At 55.4% G+C, this 17,438-nt stretch carries 15 protein-coding genes; 10 read left to right on the top strand and 5 right to left on the bottom strand.

Annotated features, from left to right (window positions below):
- Positions 1 to 2: 2 nt before the first annotated feature.
- Together USH94_RS20470 and USH94_RS20465 are read left to right on the top strand one after the other, a co-directional pair.
- Complete coding sequence (locus USH94_RS20470; protein ID WP_111965814.1) at positions 3 to 1,229, top strand: RtcB family protein; 1,227 nt, start codon at positions 3 to 5, stop codon at positions 1,227 to 1,229.
- 4 nt (positions 1,230 to 1,233) lie between these two features.
- On the top strand, positions 1,234 to 2,022 hold the full coding sequence (locus USH94_RS20465; RefSeq protein ID WP_111965815.1) for a DNA polymerase beta superfamily protein: 789 nt from the start codon (positions 1,234 to 1,236) through the stop codon (positions 2,020 to 2,022).
- Positions 2,023 to 2,063: 41 nt separating this feature from the next.
- Here USH94_RS20465 and lysC read toward each other — a convergent pair whose 3' ends face one another.
- Positions 2,064 to 3,413: a lysine-sensitive aspartokinase 3 gene (lysC, locus tag USH94_RS20460; protein ID WP_111965816.1), complete on the bottom strand. Its 1,350-nt coding sequence runs from the start codon at positions 3,411 to 3,413 to the stop codon at positions 2,064 to 2,066.
- 374 nt (positions 3,414 to 3,787) lie between these two features.
- Between lysC and pgi the strand changes: the two genes are divergently transcribed.
- From pgi to USH94_RS20435, 5 genes are all read left to right on the top strand, one after another.
- Positions 3,788 to 5,437 carry a glucose-6-phosphate isomerase gene (pgi, locus tag USH94_RS20455; RefSeq protein WP_111965817.1) on the top strand — a complete coding sequence of 550 codons (1,650 nt, stop codon included), beginning with the start codon at positions 3,788 to 3,790 and terminating at the stop codon, positions 5,435 to 5,437.
- Positions 5,438 to 5,805: 368 nt separating this feature from the next.
- Entirely contained in the window at positions 5,806 to 6,048 is a 243-nt protein-coding gene (gene yjbE, locus USH94_RS20450; protein ID WP_008503423.1) for an exopolysaccharide production protein YjbE, read from the top strand.
- A 63-nt stretch (positions 6,049 to 6,111) separates the two neighbouring features.
- Positions 6,112 to 6,750, top strand: a complete 639-nt coding sequence (locus tag USH94_RS20445; RefSeq protein ID WP_111965818.1) for a YjbF family lipoprotein — start codon at positions 6,112 to 6,114, stop codon at positions 6,748 to 6,750.
- The gene (locus tag USH94_RS20440; protein ID WP_111965819.1) at positions 6,747 to 7,484 is read left to right on the top strand and encodes a capsule biosynthesis GfcC D2 domain-containing protein; all 738 of its coding nucleotides are present in this window, start codon (positions 6,747 to 6,749) and stop codon (positions 7,482 to 7,484) included. Before USH94_RS20445 ends, USH94_RS20440 begins: the two co-directional genes overlap by 4 nt.
- On the top strand, positions 7,484 to 9,580 hold the full coding sequence (locus tag USH94_RS20435; protein ID WP_111965820.1) for a YjbH domain-containing protein: 2,097 nt from the start codon (positions 7,484 to 7,486) through the stop codon (positions 9,578 to 9,580). Before USH94_RS20440 ends, USH94_RS20435 begins: the two co-directional genes overlap by 1 nt.
- Before the next feature lie 76 nt (positions 9,581 to 9,656).
- Here USH94_RS20435 and USH94_RS20430 read toward each other — a convergent pair whose 3' ends face one another.
- Complete coding sequence (locus USH94_RS20430) at positions 9,657 to 10,109, bottom strand: acyltransferase (RefSeq protein WP_111965821.1); 453 nt, start codon at positions 10,107 to 10,109, stop codon at positions 9,657 to 9,659.
- A 96-nt stretch (positions 10,110 to 10,205) separates the two neighbouring features.
- Here USH94_RS20430 and psiE point away from each other — a divergent pair, with 96 nt between their 5' ends.
- Positions 10,206 to 10,616, top strand: coding sequence for a phosphate-starvation-inducible protein PsiE (gene psiE, locus USH94_RS20425; protein WP_000202963.1), 411 nt, complete (start codon positions 10,206 to 10,208; stop codon positions 10,614 to 10,616).
- Between the two features lie 97 nt (positions 10,617 to 10,713).
- Here the strand turns inward: psiE and malG are convergent, their stop codons facing one another.
- The 3 genes from malG to malE form a co-directional block, all read right to left on the bottom strand.
- A complete protein-coding gene (malG, locus tag USH94_RS20420; RefSeq protein WP_023310002.1) occupies positions 10,714 to 11,604 on the bottom strand; it encodes a maltose ABC transporter permease MalG in 891 nt (296 codons plus the stop codon).
- A gap of 14 nt (positions 11,605 to 11,618) precedes the next feature.
- Positions 11,619 to 13,163: a maltose ABC transporter permease MalF gene (malF, locus tag USH94_RS20415; RefSeq protein WP_111965822.1), complete on the bottom strand. Its 1,545-nt coding sequence runs from the start codon at positions 13,161 to 13,163 to the stop codon at positions 11,619 to 11,621.
- A 125-nt stretch (positions 13,164 to 13,288) separates the two neighbouring features.
- Positions 13,289 to 14,479, bottom strand: a complete 1,191-nt coding sequence (gene malE, locus USH94_RS20410; protein WP_045909150.1) for a maltose/maltodextrin ABC transporter substrate-binding protein MalE — start codon at positions 14,477 to 14,479, stop codon at positions 13,289 to 13,291.
- A gap of 370 nt (positions 14,480 to 14,849) precedes the next feature.
- On the opposite strand from malE, the gene malK reads away from it, so the two are divergent.
- Positions 14,850 to 15,959: a maltose/maltodextrin ABC transporter ATP-binding protein MalK gene (malK, locus tag USH94_RS20405; RefSeq protein ID WP_023310005.1), complete on the top strand. Its 1,110-nt coding sequence runs from the start codon at positions 14,850 to 14,852 to the stop codon at positions 15,957 to 15,959.
- A 71-nt stretch (positions 15,960 to 16,030) separates the two neighbouring features.
- Entirely contained in the window at positions 16,031 to 17,374 is a 1,344-nt protein-coding gene (locus USH94_RS20400; RefSeq protein ID WP_111965823.1) for a maltoporin, read from the top strand.
- Positions 17,375 to 17,438 lie beyond the last annotated feature (64 nt).

Raw genomic sequence — 17,438 nt, 5'->3', positions numbered from 1 at the left:
CAATGCAACAGAATGATTTTGAATTACTGACGGCGTCAAACGGCGCCCCGATCAAAATGTGGACTCACGGCGTTCCCGTGGAGCCAGAGGCACAGGCGCAGTTACTGAATACTGCAAAGATGCCGTTTATTTTCAAACACCTTGCGGTGATGCCCGACGTTCATCTCGGTAAAGGCTCAACCATCGGCAGCGTGATTCCGACCAAAGGGGCAATTATTCCTGCGGCGGTTGGCGTGGATATTGGCTGCGGGATGATTGCCGTTCGCACGTCGCTGGTGGCCGGTGATTTGCCGGATAATCTCAGCGGTTTACGTAGCGCCATTGAACAGGCAGTACCGCATGGGAGAACCAATATGCGTTCTCGACGGGATAAAGGCGCGTGGGAAACGCCACCGAAAGAAGTGGACGATCGCTGGTTGGTGTTGGCCCCACGTTTTAAACAACTCACGGATAAATACCCGCAGTTGCGGAAAACCAACAACTACCAGCATCTGGGCACGCTGGGTACCGGAAACCACTTTATTGAAATTTGCCTCGATGAGCAGCAGCGCGTCTGGGTGATGTTGCACAGCGGCTCGCGCGGCGTAGGAAACGCCATCGGTAATGTGTTTATCGCCCTGGCACAGCAGGATATGCAGCATCATCTGGGACATCTGCCGGATAAAAATCTGGCCTATTTTCAGGAGGGGAGTCGTCACTATGAGGACTACATTGAGGCGGTGGAGTGGGCGCAGGATTTTGCCCGCCACAATCGGGAAGTGATGATGTCGCGCGTGCTGGCGGCGCTCTCTCGCGAAGTGACAAAGCCCTTTATTACGCAGCAGGAGGCGGTTAACTGCCATCACAACTATGTGCAGAAAGAGCATCACTTTGGGGAAGAGGTACTGATCACGCGCAAAGGTGCGGTGTCGGCGCAGAAAGGGCAGATGGGGATTATTCCGGGCTCAATGGGCGCAAAGAGCTTCATCGTGCGTGGCCTCGGCAACGAGCAAAGCTTCTGTTCCTGCAGCCACGGCGCCGGGCGAGTGATGAGCCGAACGGCGGCAAAAAAACGCTATACCCTCAGCGACCATATTCAGGCGACCTCTCACGTAGAGTGTCGCAAAGACAATGAGGTGATCGATGAAACGCCGATGGCCTATAAAGACATTGACGCCGTGATGGCCGCGCAATCGTCGCTGGTGGAGATCGTTCACACCCTGCGTCAGGTAGTGTGTGTAAAAGGATAAAAAAATGAGCAACAACGATGTTGATAGCGCGATGCGCGCACGTGTCTGCGCGCAACTTCGCGATATAGAGCAGCGCTATAACGTGCGCGTGCTCTACGCCTGTGAATCGGGCAGCCGGGGATGGGGATTTGCCTCACCGGATAGCGATTATGATGTGCGGTTTTTGTACGTTCACCACCCAGAATGGTATCTGCGCGTCGAATCCCAGCGGGATGTGATCGAGCTGCCGATAGATGATGAACTGGACGTTTGTGGCTGGGAATGGCGCAAGGCACTGGGCCTGCTGAAGGGGGCAAACCCGACGCTTATCGAGTGGCTGGATTCCCCTGTTGTTTATCAGGAGGATGAGACGGTAGTGGCCGAGTTGCGTGCGCTGATACCTGCGTGGTTTTCGCCATTGCGCGCCCGCTGGCATTACTACTCAATGGCCCGAAAAAACTTCCGTGGATATTTACAGGGGGAAACGGTTCGGCTGAAAAAGTACTTTTATGTTCTGCGCCCTTTGCTGGCGGCGCGGTGGGTAGAAGCGGGGAAAGACGTTCCACCGATGCGTTTTGCCGAACTGCTTGCCGGGAGCGAACTGTGCGCGCCGTTACGTGCGGAAATCGATGCATTACTGGAAATAAAACAGCGCGCAGGTGAAGCGGAATATGGTCCTAAACGGCCCTTACTCCACGCTTTTTTGCAAAGTGAGCTGGTGAGAGGAGAAGTGCCGCCGGTACTACCCGACAGCAGAGAAGGAAATTTAAAAGATCTGGATTCGCTGCTGATGAGAACAGTAATGAAAAGCTAAAGAATGGCCCGGTAGTGAAAACGCCCGGGCCACTCTTGCGCTTATTCAAACAAATTCTGATGAAGTTTCTGCACGACCTGCTCGGCCTGATCGGCTGGCACCAGGAAGCAGAGGTTATAGCTGGACGCACCGTAGCAAATCATGCGGATGTTGAACGGGTCGAGCACGCCAAATACCTCTTTACCCACGCCGCAGGCGCGCGACAGCTTGTTGCCGATGATGGCAACCAGCGCCAGGTCTTCTTCCACTTCCACGCGGCACAGCTCAGACAGCTCAATCAGCAGCGACTGCGTCAGCAGGGTGTCACCCGTTGAGGTTGAACCGGTGGTGTCCAGCGTCAGCGCAATGCTCACTTCCGAGGTGGTGATCAGATCCACGGAGATATTGTGGCGTGCCAGAATGCCAAACACTTCCGCCAGGAAACCGCGGGAGTGCAGCATATTGTGACTGTGCAGGGTCACCAGCGTCTGGCGACGGCGCAGGGCCAGGGCGCGGAACAGCGGCGGGTTTTCCGTTTTCTTGCAGACCAGCGTGCCGCCTGCTTTTGGATCTTTACTGGAGCCGACGAAGACCGGGATATCGCTGCGTACGGCAGGCAGCAGCGTGGCCGGGTGCAGCACTTTCGCACCGAAGGTGGCCATTTCCGCCGCTTCTTCAAAGGCGATCACATCAATACGTTTCGCCGCGGAAACGACGCGCGGGTCGGTGGTGTAAATGCCCGGAACGTCAGTCCAGATATCCACGCGCGTGGCATGCAGGGCCTCGCCCAGTAGCGCTGCGGTGTAGTCGCTGCCGCCACGGCCAAGCGTGGTGGTGCGGCCCTTCGCTTCGCTGCCGATAAAGCCCTGGGTGACCACGATGCCGTCTGCCAGACGCGGGGCCAGCTGCTGATTGGTCAGTTCCGCCAGCGCCTCAACGTCCGGCTCGGCGCGGCCAAAGCGGTCGCTGGTACGCATGATTTTGCGCACGTCAAACCACTGCGCCTGAACGTTACGCTCGCGCATGATTTCAACAAACAGCAGGGTGGACATCAGCTCACCGTGGCTGACCAGCTCGTCGGTCAGGGCGGTGGAGGTTGCCAGAGAAGCCGCTTCTGCCAGGGTAGTGATATTTTCCAGCAGACGTTCCACTTCCTCGCGGATGACGTTAGGGTTCTGCAGACGTTCAAGAATGTCGAACTGAATTTTGCGCAGTGCATCCAGCTTCACGAAACGTTCTGTCGCTTCCAGTCCTTCAGACAGAGAAACCAGCAGGTTCGTCACGCCGGCGGAGGCAGACAGCACCACCAGGCGGGTATTCGGATCGGCCAGCACCACATCGGCGCTGCGGTTCATGGCATCGTAATCGGCCACACTGGTGCCGCCAAATTTGGCGACCACAAAACTCGTCATAACAACCTCGTGTCAGGGAATGAATAAGCGACCTTGGCACAAGAGTGAAACGAAAACAGGTGCAGGCGCAAAATACGGCCCTATAAATAAAATGCGAGGGAGGTCCTGTCAATGCTGGGATTATGCGGATTTTTTATGGGGGGGTACCCCTGAGAAACAGGACTTATAACAGGGCCAGATTTTATGCTCCGTTTTAGGGCATTTTGACCGACATTTCTCCGCTCCGGGAGGGCGCTTCAGCAGCTATACTTTTCGGGTCTTTTCACCTGTGTTTGATGCAGGCCAGGGCAATGGCATAAAAACCATCACAATTTTTATTTGCAGGCGCTACAATCGACCGCAGTCACAATTCTCAAATCAGAAGAGTATTGCTAATGAAAAACATCAACCCAACGCAGACCGCTGCCTGGCAGGCACTCCAGAAACATTATGATGAAATGAAAGACGTCACCATCGCGGATCTTTTCGCGAAAGATGCCGATCGTTTCAACAAGTTCTCCGCGACCTTCGACGACCTGATGCTGGTGGATTTTTCTAAAAACCGCATTACCGAAGAGACGCTGGCAAAACTGCAGGATCTGGCAAAAGAGACTGAGCTTGCAGACGCCATCAAATCCATGTTCTCCGGCGAGAAGATCAACCGCACCGAAGACCGTGCCGTGCTGCACGTGGCCCTGCGTAACCGTAGCAATACGCCAATCATCGTTGACGGCAAAGACGTCATGCCGGAAGTGAACGCGGTGCTGGAAAAGATGAAAGCGTTCTCCGAAGCGATTATCTCCGGTAGCTGGAAAGGCTACACCGGCAAACCGATCACCGACGTGGTTAACATCGGTATCGGCGGTTCTGACCTCGGCCCGTTCATGGTGACCGAAGCGCTGCGTCCGTATAAAAACCACCTCAACATGCACTTTGTGTCTAACGTCGATGGTACCCACATCGCCGAAGTGCTGAAGAACGTGAACCCGGAAACTACCCTGTTCCTGGTTGCGTCTAAAACCTTTACCACTCAGGAAACCATGACCAACGCCCACAGCGCGCGCGACTGGTTCCTGAAAACCGCTGGCGACAACAAGCACGTGGCGAAACACTTCGCGGCGCTTTCTACCAACGGTAAAGCCGTCAGCGAGTTCGGTATCGACACCGCGAACATGTTCGAGTTCTGGGACTGGGTTGGCGGCCGCTACTCCCTGTGGTCTGCGATTGGCCTGTCCATCATCCTGTCCGTGGGCTTCGACAACTTCGTCGAGCTGCTCTCCGGCGCGCACGCGATGGACAAACACTTCTCCACTACCGCGCCTGAGAAAAACCTACCGATACTGCTGGCGCTGATCGGGATCTGGTACAACAACTTCTTCGGCGCTGAAACCGAAGCGATCCTGCCGTACGACCAGTACATGCACCGCTTTGCGGCTTACTTCCAGCAGGGCAACATGGAATCCAACGGTAAGTACGTTGACCGTAACGGCAACGCGGTGGACTACCAGACTGGTCCAATTATCTGGGGCGAGCCGGGCACTAACGGTCAGCATGCTTTCTACCAGCTCATTCACCAGGGCACCAAAATGGTACCGTGCGATTTCATCGCTCCGGCTATCACCCATAACCCGCTGTCCGACCACCATCCGAAGCTGCTGTCCAACTTCTTCGCCCAGACCGAAGCGCTGGCGTTCGGTAAATCCCGCGAGGTGGTTGAGCAGGAATACCGTGACCAGGGTAAAGATCCTGCCACGCTGGAGCACGTGGTACCGTTCAAAGTGTTTGAAGGCAACCGTCCAACCAACTCCATCCTGCTGCGCGAAATCACGCCGTTCAGCCTGGGCGCGCTGATTGCCCTGTACGAGCACAAAATCTTCACGCAGGGCGCGATCCTGAACATCTTCACCTTTGACCAGTGGGGCGTTGAGCTGGGCAAACAGCTGGCAAACCGTATTCTGCCAGAGCTGGGTGACGATAAAGCGATTACCAGCCATGACAGCTCGACAAATGGTTTGATCAACCGTTATAAAGCATGGCGTGCGTAATTAAAACGACATGAAAACGTGCCGGCTTAATGCCGGCATTTTTTTATCGGATAATTCCTGATGTCTGTTAGTTAACTCAAATTCTGGATCTGAGTTTAATCCGAAAAAGACGCTTAACCCGTTAATTGCTGCGGTTTATTTTAAGAAAATACGCAGAAATCAGATAATGCAAATATATTATAAGTATTTGTTTTATATTTCTTTTGTATTTTTTTGGATTTGTCCTTCATTTCCATTTTAACCATTATTCCGAAAACCCGCCCCCTATTTCCCCTTACGGCAAACCCACGGCATGAGTTGTGTATACTCGATTCCGCCTGAAATTCTTTTCGGGCAAATCTCCATTCATTCATTGAAGGGAAATTGTTATGAAGAAAGTACTGTATGGCATTTTTGCCATATCTGCGCTTGCGGCGACATCTGTTTATGCAGCTCCGGTTCAGGTCGGGGAAGCGGCAGGGTCGGCTGCGACGTCTGCGTCTGCGGGAAGTTCTACCGCAGCCAGCGCCAGCACCGTAAGTTCAGCCGTGGGTGTCGCGCTGGCGGCAACCGGTGGCGGTGATGGCTCCAACACCGGAACCACGACCACCACGACAACCAGCACCCAGTAATAGCGGGTGTTTTAATCATAACCACACTTCGGTGTGGTTATTTCGCCCCTTCGGAGAAGAGTCGTGAAGCGACCTGCAATCATTCTGATTTGCCTGCTGCTGCAGGCGTGCTCGGCCACCACTAAAGGGCTGGGAAATTCACTGTGGGAAAGCATGTTCGGCACGCCGGGCGTGCATCTGACCGATGACGAACTTCAGAACATGCCTTATGCCAGTCAGTACATGCAGCTTAACGATGGCCCGCAGCTGTTTGTGGTGCTCGCTTTCGATGAAAACGGGCAGCAGAAATGGGTGACGCAGGATCAGGCCACCATCGTGACGCAACATGGCCGTATCGTGAAAACCCTGCTGGGCGGCGACAACCTGCTGGAGGTGAATAATCTCGCCGACGACCCGCTGATCAAGCCGAACCAGATCGTCGACGGTGCAGGCTGGACGCGCACGATGGGCTGGACTGAACACAAGCAGGTGCGTTACGCCACGGCACGCTCGATCTTCCGCTGGGACGGCACCGACAGCGTGAAGGTCGGCAGCGACGAAACGCAGGTTCGCGTGCTGGATGAAGAGGTCACTACCGATCGGGCCACCTGGCACAACCGCTTCTGGATTGACGAGGAAGGGCAGATCCGCCAGTCATTACAGTATCTTGGTGCCGGATTCTTCCCGGTTAAAACCACCCTGATCAAGGCGGCGAAATCATGAAAACGCTCATCCACGTTGCGCTTATCGCCAGTTTTGCCGCGCCGCTGGCATGGTCCGCCGGGACTGTGAAAGTCTACACGCCGGACAGTGAAAAACCTAAAACCTTAACCCACGCCGAACATCTGCTCGATCTCGTCGGACAGCCAAGGCTTGCCAACAGCTGGTGGCCAGGCGCGGTCATCGCTGAACGGCAGAAGACCGCTGAAGCGGAACAGCAGCACAAGGCGCTCCTTGCCAGGCTAACGGGATTAGCGGAGCAGGAAGACGGCGACGACGCGGCGGCGATTAATAGCGTTCGCCAGCAGCTGCAGGCGCTGAAGGTGACGGGCCGAGAGAACGTCAATCTTGACCCGGATGACGTGCGGGTCACGGAAAACGGCAACCCGGCGCTGGAAGGGGACTACACGCTCTGGCTTCCGGCGAAGCCGACGACGGTGACCGTGATGGGGCTTATCAGCAGCCCGGGTAACAAGCCCTTTACCCCCGGTCGTGACGTGGCGAGTTATCTCGACGAGCAGAGTCGGCTGAGCGGCGCGGATAACAGCTACGCCTGGGTGATTTACCCCGATGGCCACACGCAAAAAGCCCCTGTTGCTTACTGGAATAAACGTCATATCGAACCCATGCCGGGCAGCATTATTTTTGTCGGTTTTGCCGACCATTTCTGGACGAAGGCGTATGACGGGCTTAACGCCGATATCCTTCACTCCCTGATTCAGCGGATACCGGAATAATGAAAAGAACCTATCTCTACAGCATGCTGGCGCTCTGCGTGAGTGCCGCCTGCCATGCAGAAACGTATCCGGCACCCATTGGCCCGTCTCAGTCAGACTTCGGCGGCGTCGGTTTACTGCAAACGCCCACCGCGCGTATGGCGCGCGAAGGGGAAATTAGCCTTAACTACCGTGATAACGACCAGTATCGCTACTACTCGGGGTCAGTGCAGCTGTTCCCGTGGCTTGAAACCACCTTGCGCTATACCGACGTGCGGACGAAACAATACAGCAGCGTCGAGGCGTTCTCAGGCGATCAGACCTACAAAGATAAAGCCTTCGACGTCAAGCTGCGCCTGTGGGAAGAGAGCTACTGGATGCCGCAGGTCTCCGTGGGCGCCAAAGATATCGGCGGTACCGGCCTGTTTGATGCGGAATACATCGTGGCCAGCAAGGCCTGGGGGCCGTTCGACTTCTCGCTTGGCCTGGGATGGGGCTATCTCGGCACCAGCGGAAACGTGAAAAACCCGTTTTGCTCCTACAGCGATAAATACTGCTACCGCGATAACAGCTATAAGAAAGCGGGCTCCATCAACGGGGATCAGATGTTCCACGGTCCGGCATCGCTGTTTGGCGGTGTGGAGTATCAAACCCCATGGCAGCCGTTACGCCTGAAGCTGGAGTACGAGGGGAATGATTACTCGCAGGACTTCGCCGGGAAGATTGAGCAGAAGAGCAAGTTTAACGTCGGCGCAATTTATCGCGTCACCGACTGGGCCGACGTTAACCTCAGCTACGAGCGCGGCAATACGGTGATGTTCGGCTTCACGCTGCGCACCAACTTTAACGACATGCGGCCGCACTACAATGACAACGCGCGGCCTGCATACCAGCCGGAACCGCAGGATGCGATCCTGCAGCACTCGGTGGTGGCAAACCAGCTTACGCTGCTGAAATACAATGCCGGCCTGGCGGATCCGAAAATTCAGGTGAAAGGCGATGCGCTTTACGTCACCGGCGAGCAGGTGAAATACCGCGACTCGCGGGAAGGGATCGAGCGCGCCAACCGGATCATCATGAACGATCTGCCAGAGGGGATCCGCACGATCCGCGTGACGGAGAATCGTCTCAACCTGCCGCAGGTGACGACGGAAACGGATGTTGCCAGCCTTAAGCGCCACTTGGAAGGCGAGCCGCTCGGACATGAAACCGAGCTGGTGCAAAAACGCGTTGAGCCGATCGTGCCAGAAACCACAGAGCAGGGCTGGTATATCGACAAGTCGCGCTTCGATTTCCATATCGATCCGGTGCTGAACCAGTCCGTCGGCGGGCCGGAAAACTTCTACATGTATCAGCTGGGCGTCATGGCGACGGCGGATCTGTGGCTGACCGACCATCTGCTGACCACCGGCAGCCTGTTCGGCAACATCGCCAACAACTACGACAAGTTCAACTACACCAACCCGCCAAAAGACTCGTCGCTGCCGCGCGTGCGTACCCGCGTGCGTGAGTACGTGCAGAACGATGCTTACGTGAACAACCTGCAGGCCAACTACTTCCAGTACTTCGGCAACGGCTTCTACGGCCAGGTGTACGGTGGATATCTGGAAACCATGTACGGCGGCGCGGGGGCGGAAGTGCTTTATCGTCCTGTCGACAGCAACTGGGCGTTCGGGATTGATGCTAACTATGTTAAACAGCGTGACTGGCGCAGCGCGCAGGACATGATGAAGTTCACCGACTACAGCGTCAAAACCGGACACCTGACCGCCTACTGGACGCCGTCGTTCGCGCCTGACGTGCTGGTGAAAGCCAGCGTAGGCCAGTACCTGGCGGGCGATAAGGGCGGTACGCTGGACATCTCCAAACACTTCGATAGCGGCGTCGTGGTAGGCGGCTACGCCACCATTACCAACGTCTCGCCGGACGAATACGGGGAAGGGGACTTCACCAAGGGAGTCTATGTGTCGATTCCGCTGGATCTCTTCTCGTCAGGCCCAACCCGCAGCCGTGCAGCGGTTGGCTGGACGCCGCTGACGCGCGACGGCGGCCAGCAGCTTGGACGTAAGTTCCAGCTGTACGACATGACCAGCGATAAGAACATTAACTTCCGCTGATGCTTCACGCCGCGCGGCGCTGCGTTTTCCCGGCCTACGATTTCGTAGGCCCGGTAAGCGCAGCGCCACCGGGAAGTCACAAGCGGCGCATCAGCCTCGCAGGGTTACCGGCATAGACACCTTTCTCGACGATCGATTTTGTTACCACGCTTCCTGCTCCAATCACCGCCCCGTCGCAGATGGAGACCGCCAGGATGGTGGCACCGCTGCCTATTGATACGTCATTCCCCACGGTAATGCGTCCCCAGCTGTTCCGGTCAGCATTGGGTTTGCCTTCGCGGAACATATCGTTGGCAAACATCACCCCATGGCCAATAAAACAGCGTTCGCCTACGGTGACGTACTCGCAAATGAAGGTGTGCGACTGAATTTTGCTGTCGTCGCCTATGTACGTATTGCCCTGGATTTCAACAAACGGGCCGACGAATACGCCGTTGCCCAGCACGCAGTCGTAAAGATTAGTAGGTTCATATACGGTCACATTGTCGCCGCAGGTCACGTTGCGAACCCCGGTTGGTTTACGATCCATCGGTTACCTCCGTACATAAAACATAATTAAAAAATATAGATCTCCGTCACATTTTTGCGTTATACAGAAACCTCGCCCTGGAGAATGAGGTGCTGTATGACATCCCTGACTCGCCCGCGCGTTGAGTTTATCTCAACTATCCTCCAGACCGTGCTGAACCTCGGTCTTTTGAGCCTTGGCCTGATACTGGTCGTCTTTTTGGGTAAAGAGACGGTGCATCTGGCGGATGTGCTGTTTGCCCCTGAACAAACCAGCAAATATGCGCTGGTGGAAGGACTGGTGGTCTACTTTCTCTACTTTGAATTTATCGCCCTGATTGTGAAGTATTTTCAGTCCGGCTTTCACTTCCCGCTACGTTATTTTGTCTACATTGGGATCACCGCCATTGTGCGGCTGATCATCGTCGATCATAAATCCCCGCTCGACGTGCTGATCTACTCGGCGGCGATCCTGCTGCTGGTGATCACCCTCTGGCTGTGCAATTCGAAGCGGCTGAAACGGGAATAAAAAAATGGCGCTCCGAAGAGCGCCTAACAACAGTCACAAGTTGGGTCAATACAATACGTCTAAAGTTGAGGGTTGCAGTGGCATAACAAAATGAAACTTAACCTTTCACACCGCCCGCCGTCAGGCCGTTCACCAGCCAGCGCTGCGCCAGCAGGAACACCACGGTAATCGGGATGGCGGAAAGTACGGCCGCCGCGGCAAAGTCGCCCCACAGGTAGTTTTGTGGGTTGAGGTATTGCTGCATACCCACGGCCAGGGTGTAGCTGTTCACATCACGCAGTAACAGTGAGGCAACCGGTACTTCAGTGATCGCAGCGATAAACGACAGGATAAACACCACCGCCAGAATCGGCACCGACAGCGGCAGCAGCACCAGGCGGAACGCCTGCCACGGGGTAGCCCCATCCAGCGCGGCCGCTTCCTCCAGCGAGCCGTCGATGGTTTCGAAATAGCCTTTAATGGTCCACACATGCAGTGCGATACCGCCAAGGTAGGCGAAGATTACGCCGCCGTGGGTGTTCAGGCCGATAAACGGGACGTACTGGCCCAGGCGGTCAAACAAGGCATACAGCGCCACCAGCGACAGCACCGCCGGGAACATCTGGAAAATTAGCATCCCTTTCAGCAGCGTCGCTTTACCCGGGAAGCGCATGCGGGCGAAGGCGTAGGCACAGGTGGTGGACAGCGCCACGATACCAATGGCGGTAATGCCTGCGATTTTCACCGAGTTCCACAGCCACAGCAGCACCGGGAACGGCGGTGGCGTGACGCGGCCATCCGCGTGTTCCACGCTAAAGCCCAGCGCGAGCTTCCAGTGCTCCCAGGAGATTTCGTCCGGGATCAGGCTTCCTGTCGCGAAGTTACCCGAACGCAGGGAGATGGCGATAACCATCAGCAGCGGGAACATGATCGCCGCGATGAAAATCAGCAGGCCTAAGTGCGTCGCCAGGAGGCGCAGTTTCTGAGATTTGGGTTGTACCATTGCCATGATCGATGCCCTCCTTAGTCGAATTTCATACGTGTGGCTTTCAGGTTCACAATCGCCAGTGCGCCTACCAGCAGGAAGATCAGGGTGGCAATCGCTGCCGCCAGACCGAAGTCCTGGCCGCCGCCGCCTTCGAAGGCGATACGGTAGGTGTAGCTCACGAGCAGGTCGGTATAGCCTGCCGGCGTCGTAGTGCCGAGGCGGTCCGGGCCGCCGTTGGTCAACAGCTGAATCAGCACGAAGTTGTTAAAGTTAAAGGCGAAGCTGGCAATCATCAGCGGGGTGAGCGGCTTGATGAGCAGCGGCAGCGTAATCTTAAAGAAGTTCTGGAACGGGCCCGCGCCGTCCATCGCCGAAGCTTCGTACAGGTCATCCGGGATGGCCTTCAGCAGCCCCATGCACAGGATCATCATGTACGGATAACCCAGCCAGGTATTCACGATGATGATCATCGAGCGGGCGGTGGTTGGGTCGCTGAACCAGGCCGGTTTGATGCCGAACAGGGCGCTCAGCATCATGTTGATTTCACCGAAGCTCTGGTTAAACAGCCCTTTGAAAATCAGAATCGAGATAAACGACGGCACGGCATACGGCAGAATCAGCAGCACGCGGTAGATTGCTTTGCCCTTCAGGGATTCCCACTGGACCAGACAGGCCAGAACCATGCCCACGGCAACGGTCAGTATCACCGTCAGCACCGAGAAGACCACCGTCCAGACAAAGATGGCGAAGAAGGGTTTCTGAATGCCTTCGTCGGTAAACACGCGGGTAAAGTTGTCCCAGCCGATGGTGACTGTGTAGCCCGGGCTGAGCTTGTCATCACCCCATTTGCCGTCGGCAGTAATGGACTGATAGAAACCAATGTCGTTATTCGGACGGTACTTCACGCCGCTCTGGTTGTTGGTCAGCGTGCCGTCGTCCGCCAGGGTATACAGCGGCTGCGTGCCGGAGAACTGGCGCAGCGAGCTCATGGTCACCTTGCTTTCATCTGGCAGCACGGCGGTGAGCTGGGTCAGCGCCTGGCGGTTCTGGGTAATGACGCGCAGGTTGGCACGTTCACCTTCCGGCAGGGCTTGGGCCTCTTTTAAGGCCAGCTTCTGCTCGCCGCCAAATTTGAACGCGTCGGAAACGTAGTATTTGCCGCTTGCTTCGTCAGTAAGCGCTAACTTCCACTCGTTCCCAGCAGGATAGAGGCCGAAGTTAAAGGTCTTGCCTGCCTGATATGAGCGATCCAGCAGGACCTGCTGGGCGCGTTCCTGCGCAAGCTGGTTGGTGCTGCTGTAGTTGGTAAACGCAATGGCGATGGTACAAATCAGCGGGAACAGGACAAACAGCCCCATCCCGGCCACGCCCGGGTAGACATAGCGCCAGGCATAGGCTTTACGGTTGGCGAAAATATACAGGCCAGCAGAGCTTAAAATCAGCGTCATGATGGCGAACAGATATTCCCCTTGTACGTACATTAAAACAACAAGGTAACCCACCAGCAGACACAGCAGACCTATCGCTGACCACTTCAGCGCGTCGCTTTGCCACCAGCGTTTCTTTTTAATGACATCCATGGGGTTTTTCCTCTACAACGTTTGATCTTTTCTCCCTCTCCTGGGGGAGAGGGCCGGGGTGAGGGCGTGCGAATAGCGACAACCCTCACCCTAACCCTCTCCCAAAGGGAGAGGGGACTACGTCATTACTTAGTAATACGACCCTGAGCATCTTTCAGCGCGGCATCAACGGTCTGGCGACCGCTTGCAGCGTTGATGACCGCGGTACGGGTGGCGTACCAGAACGCAGCCATCTGTGGGATGTTCGGCATGATTTCGCCTTTCTGGGCGTTATCCATGGTAGCCGCGATACGTGGGTCTTTCGCCAGCTGATCCTGGAAGGATTTCAGCGCAACGGCGCCCAGCGGTTTGTCCTTGTTCACTTCATCCAGACCCTGATCGGTCAGCAGGTAGTTTTCCAGGAACTCTTTCGCCAGTTCTTTATTCGGGCTGGCGGCGTTGATGCCCGCGCTCAGCACGCCAACGAACGGTTTAGACGGCTTGCCTTTGAAGGTTGGCAGCAGCGTCACGCCGTAGTTGATTTTGCTCTTGTCGATGTTGGTCCAGGCCCACGGACCGTTGATGGTCATCGCGGTTTCGCCTTTGTTGAACGCCGCTTCCGCGATGGAGTAATCGGTATCCGCGTTCATGTGTTTGTTCTTGATCAGGTCAACCAGGAAGGTCAGGCCCGCTTTCGCGCCCGCGCTGTCGACGCCCACGTCTTTCACGTCATACTTGCCGTTTTCAAACTTGAACGCGTAACCGCCGTCGGCAGCAATCAGCGGCCAGGTGAAGTACGGCTCTTGCAGGTTGAACATCAGGGCGGATTTACCTTTCGCCTTCAGCTCTTTATCCAGTTTCGGGATCTCTTCCCAGGTTTTCGGCGGGTTAGGTACCAGGTCTTTGTTATAAATCAGAGACAGGGCTTCAACCGCGACAGGATAAGCGATCAGCTTGCCGTTATAGCGAACAGCGTCCCAGGTGAACGGGAACAGCTTGTCCTGGAAAGCTTTGTCCGGGGTGACTTCAGCCAGCAGGCCAGACTGCGCGTAACCACCGAAACGGTCATGCGCCCAGAAGATGATGTCCGGGCCGTCGCCGGTTGCCGCAACCTGCGGGAATTTCTCTTCCAGTTTGTCCGGGTGTTCTACGGTAACTTTGATGCCGGTGTCTTTCTCGAATTTTTTGCCCACTTCGGCCAGGCCGTTATAGCCTTTGTCGCCGTTAATCCAGATAACCAGTTTGCCTTCTTCAATTTTGGCGAGCGCCGGTGCGGAAATCATCATTGCTGCGAGGGCGGACAATGCGAAAACGCGTGCGCCAGTCTTGATATTCATAGCTGCCATCCTTTTTGGTGATGTCTCATGGTATGACTTCAGTGGTTCAACGTGTCTCAGTCTCCTTATTTGACATCCTCTTTCCATCCTCCCAACCCCTACGCCCCACCCCCCGTTTGTGTGATCTCCGTTGCATAAATTTAAGTTATGAGTGCTGGCGCACATAAAAACCCACCGAATTTTGCAGGCGGCTTCACGAATTTTGCCTCAGCCCTCCCACGGCGGTCGCAGAGCCTGCTCTCTCATCCTCCCGCCTCCTCCCCCATAAAAAAGGCGGGGGGTGGAGGATTCGGGAAAGTAATGGATACCCCATAGTGAACTTATCTTGAATGTTTCTGTCGGTGACAGGTTGTAACGAAGGGAGAAGGGCATGGCGAGCGTACAGCTGCGTAATGTAACGAAAGCCTGGGGTGACGTTGTGGTGTCGAAAGACATCAATCTGGACATCAACGAAGGCGAATTCGTGGTGTTTGTTGGCCCATCAGGCTGTGGTAAATCTACTCTGCTGCGTATGATTGCCGGTCTTGAAACCATCACCAGCGGCGACCTGCTGATTGGTGATACCCGAATGAATGACATCCCGCCTGCCGAACGTGGCGTAGGCATGGTGTTCCAGTCTTATGCACTCTATCCCCATCTTTCCGTTGCCGAGAACATGTCCTTTGGCCTGAAGCTGGCCGGCGCGAAGAAAGAGGTCATTAACCAGCGCGTGACGCAGGTAGCTGAAGTATTACAGCTGGCGCACCTGCTGGAGCGTAAGCCGAAAGCGCTTTCCGGCGGTCAGCGTCAGCGCGTGGCGATTGGCCGTACCCTGGTCGCCGAGCCGCGCGTCTTCCTGCTCGATGAACCGCTTTCCAACCTGGATGCCGCCCTGCGCGTCCAGATGCGTATCGAAATCTCCCGTCTGCACAAGCGTCTTGGCCGCACGATGATTTACGTCACCCACGATCAGGTCGAAGCGATGACCCTCGCCGACAAAATCGTGGTGCTGGATGCCGGTCGTGTGGCGCAGGTGGGCAAACCGCTGGAGCTGTATCACTACCCGGCAGACCGCTTTGTTGCGGGCTTCATTGGCTCGCCAAAGATGAACTTCCTGCCCGTCAAAGTGACCGCGACAGCCATTGAACAGGTACAGGTGGAGCTGCCAAACCGCCAGCAGGTCTGGCTGCCGGTCGACAGCGCTAACGTACAGGTCGGGGCAAACATGTCCCTCGGTATTCGTCCTGAGCATCTGCTGCCGAGCCACATCGCTGATGTGACCCTGGAAGGTGACGTTCAGGTCGTCGAACAGCTTGGTCACGAAACACAGATTCATATCCAGATCCCCGCCATCCGTCAGAACCTGGTCTACCGCCAGAACGACGTGGTGTTGGTAGAAGAGGGTGCCACATTCGCTATCGGCTTGCCGCCAGAGCGTTGCCATCTGTTCCGTGAGGATGGCACTGCATGTCGTCGGTTGCATAAAGAGCCAGGCGTTTAAGCAATCCCAAAAGAAGACACGAAACCGACAGGTGAAGTGTTCAAAGAAAAGCAATGATCTCAGGAGATAGAATGATGATTACTCTGCGCAAACTTCCTCTGGCAGTTGCCGTCGCAGCGGGCGTAATGTCTGCTCAGGCACTGGCCGTGGATTTCCATGGTTATGCTCGTTCCGGTATCGGCTGGACGGGTAGTGGTGGTCAACAACAATGCTTCCAGGCAACCGGTGCTCAAAGTAAATACCGTCTGGGTAACGAATGTGAAACCTATGCGGAACTGAAACTGGGTCAGGAAGTGTGGAAAGAGGGCGATAAAAGCTTCTATTTTGACACCAACGTAGCTTATTCAGTTAACCAGGAAAACGACTGGGAAGCCACCAGCCCGGCGTTCCGTGAAGCAAACGTGCAGGGTAAAAACCTGATTGAATGGTTGCCAGGTTCTACTATCTGGGCCGGTAAGCGCTTCTATCAGCGTCATGACGTCCACATGATCGACTTCTACTACTGGGATATTTCAGGGCCTGGTGCAGGTCTTGAAAACATCGATCTAGGTTTCGGTAAACTGTCTTTAGCCGCGACACGCTCCACTGAAACAGGCGGCTCTGCTACCTTTGGTAGCGATAGCATTTATGATTACAACCAAAAAACGGCGAACGATGTTTTCGATGTTCGTTTAGCTCAGATGGAAATCAACCCAGGTGGTACGCTGGAACTGGGCGTTGACTACGGTCGTGCTAACCCACGTGATGATTATCGCTTGGTTGATGGCGCGTCTAAAGATGGTTGGATGTTCACTGCCGAACATACCCAGAGCATGCTGAAGGGCTATAACAAATTTGTGGTTCAGTATGCCACCGATTCAATGACTTCTCAGGGTAAAGGCCTGTCTCAAGGTTCTGGTGTAGGTATCGATCCTAACTCACATTTTGCCTATGACATCAACAATAACGGTAGCCTGCTGCGCATCCTGGATCATGGTGCAATCTCTTTGGGCGATCGTTGGGACCTGATGTACGTTGGTATGTATCAGGATATCGACTGGGATAATAACAACGGCACCAAGTGGTGGACCGTGGGCGTTCGTCCAATGTTCAAATGGACGCCAATCATGAGCACCTTGCTGGAAGTGGGCTACGACAACGTCAAATCCCAGGAAACTGGCGAAACCAACAACCAATACAAAATCACCCTGGCGCAACAGTGGCAGGCAGGTGACAGCATCTGGTCACGTCCAGCAATCCGCGTCTTCGCAACCTATGCCAAGTGGGATGAAAAATGGGGCTACGACTACACCGGTAACCCTTCCAACAACGCGAACTTTGGTAAAGCAGTCAAAGATGGCTTTAACGGTGGTTCCTTCGGTCGCGGCGACAACGACGAGTGGTCCTTCGGCGCCCAGATGGAAATCTGGTGGTAATGCCGTCTTAACCTGACGTAATGACCTAACTGAGGGGCGCAAGCCCCTCAATCCTTAGGACGGC

The sequence above is a fragment of the Enterobacter sp. 148H3 genome (assembly GCF_034107425.1).
Classification (GTDB): domain Bacteria; phylum Pseudomonadota; class Gammaproteobacteria; order Enterobacterales; family Enterobacteriaceae; genus Enterobacter; species Enterobacter vonholyi.
Note: the sequence above shows the minus strand (reverse complement) of the source record. Positions and strands in the feature narration are given on the sequence as shown.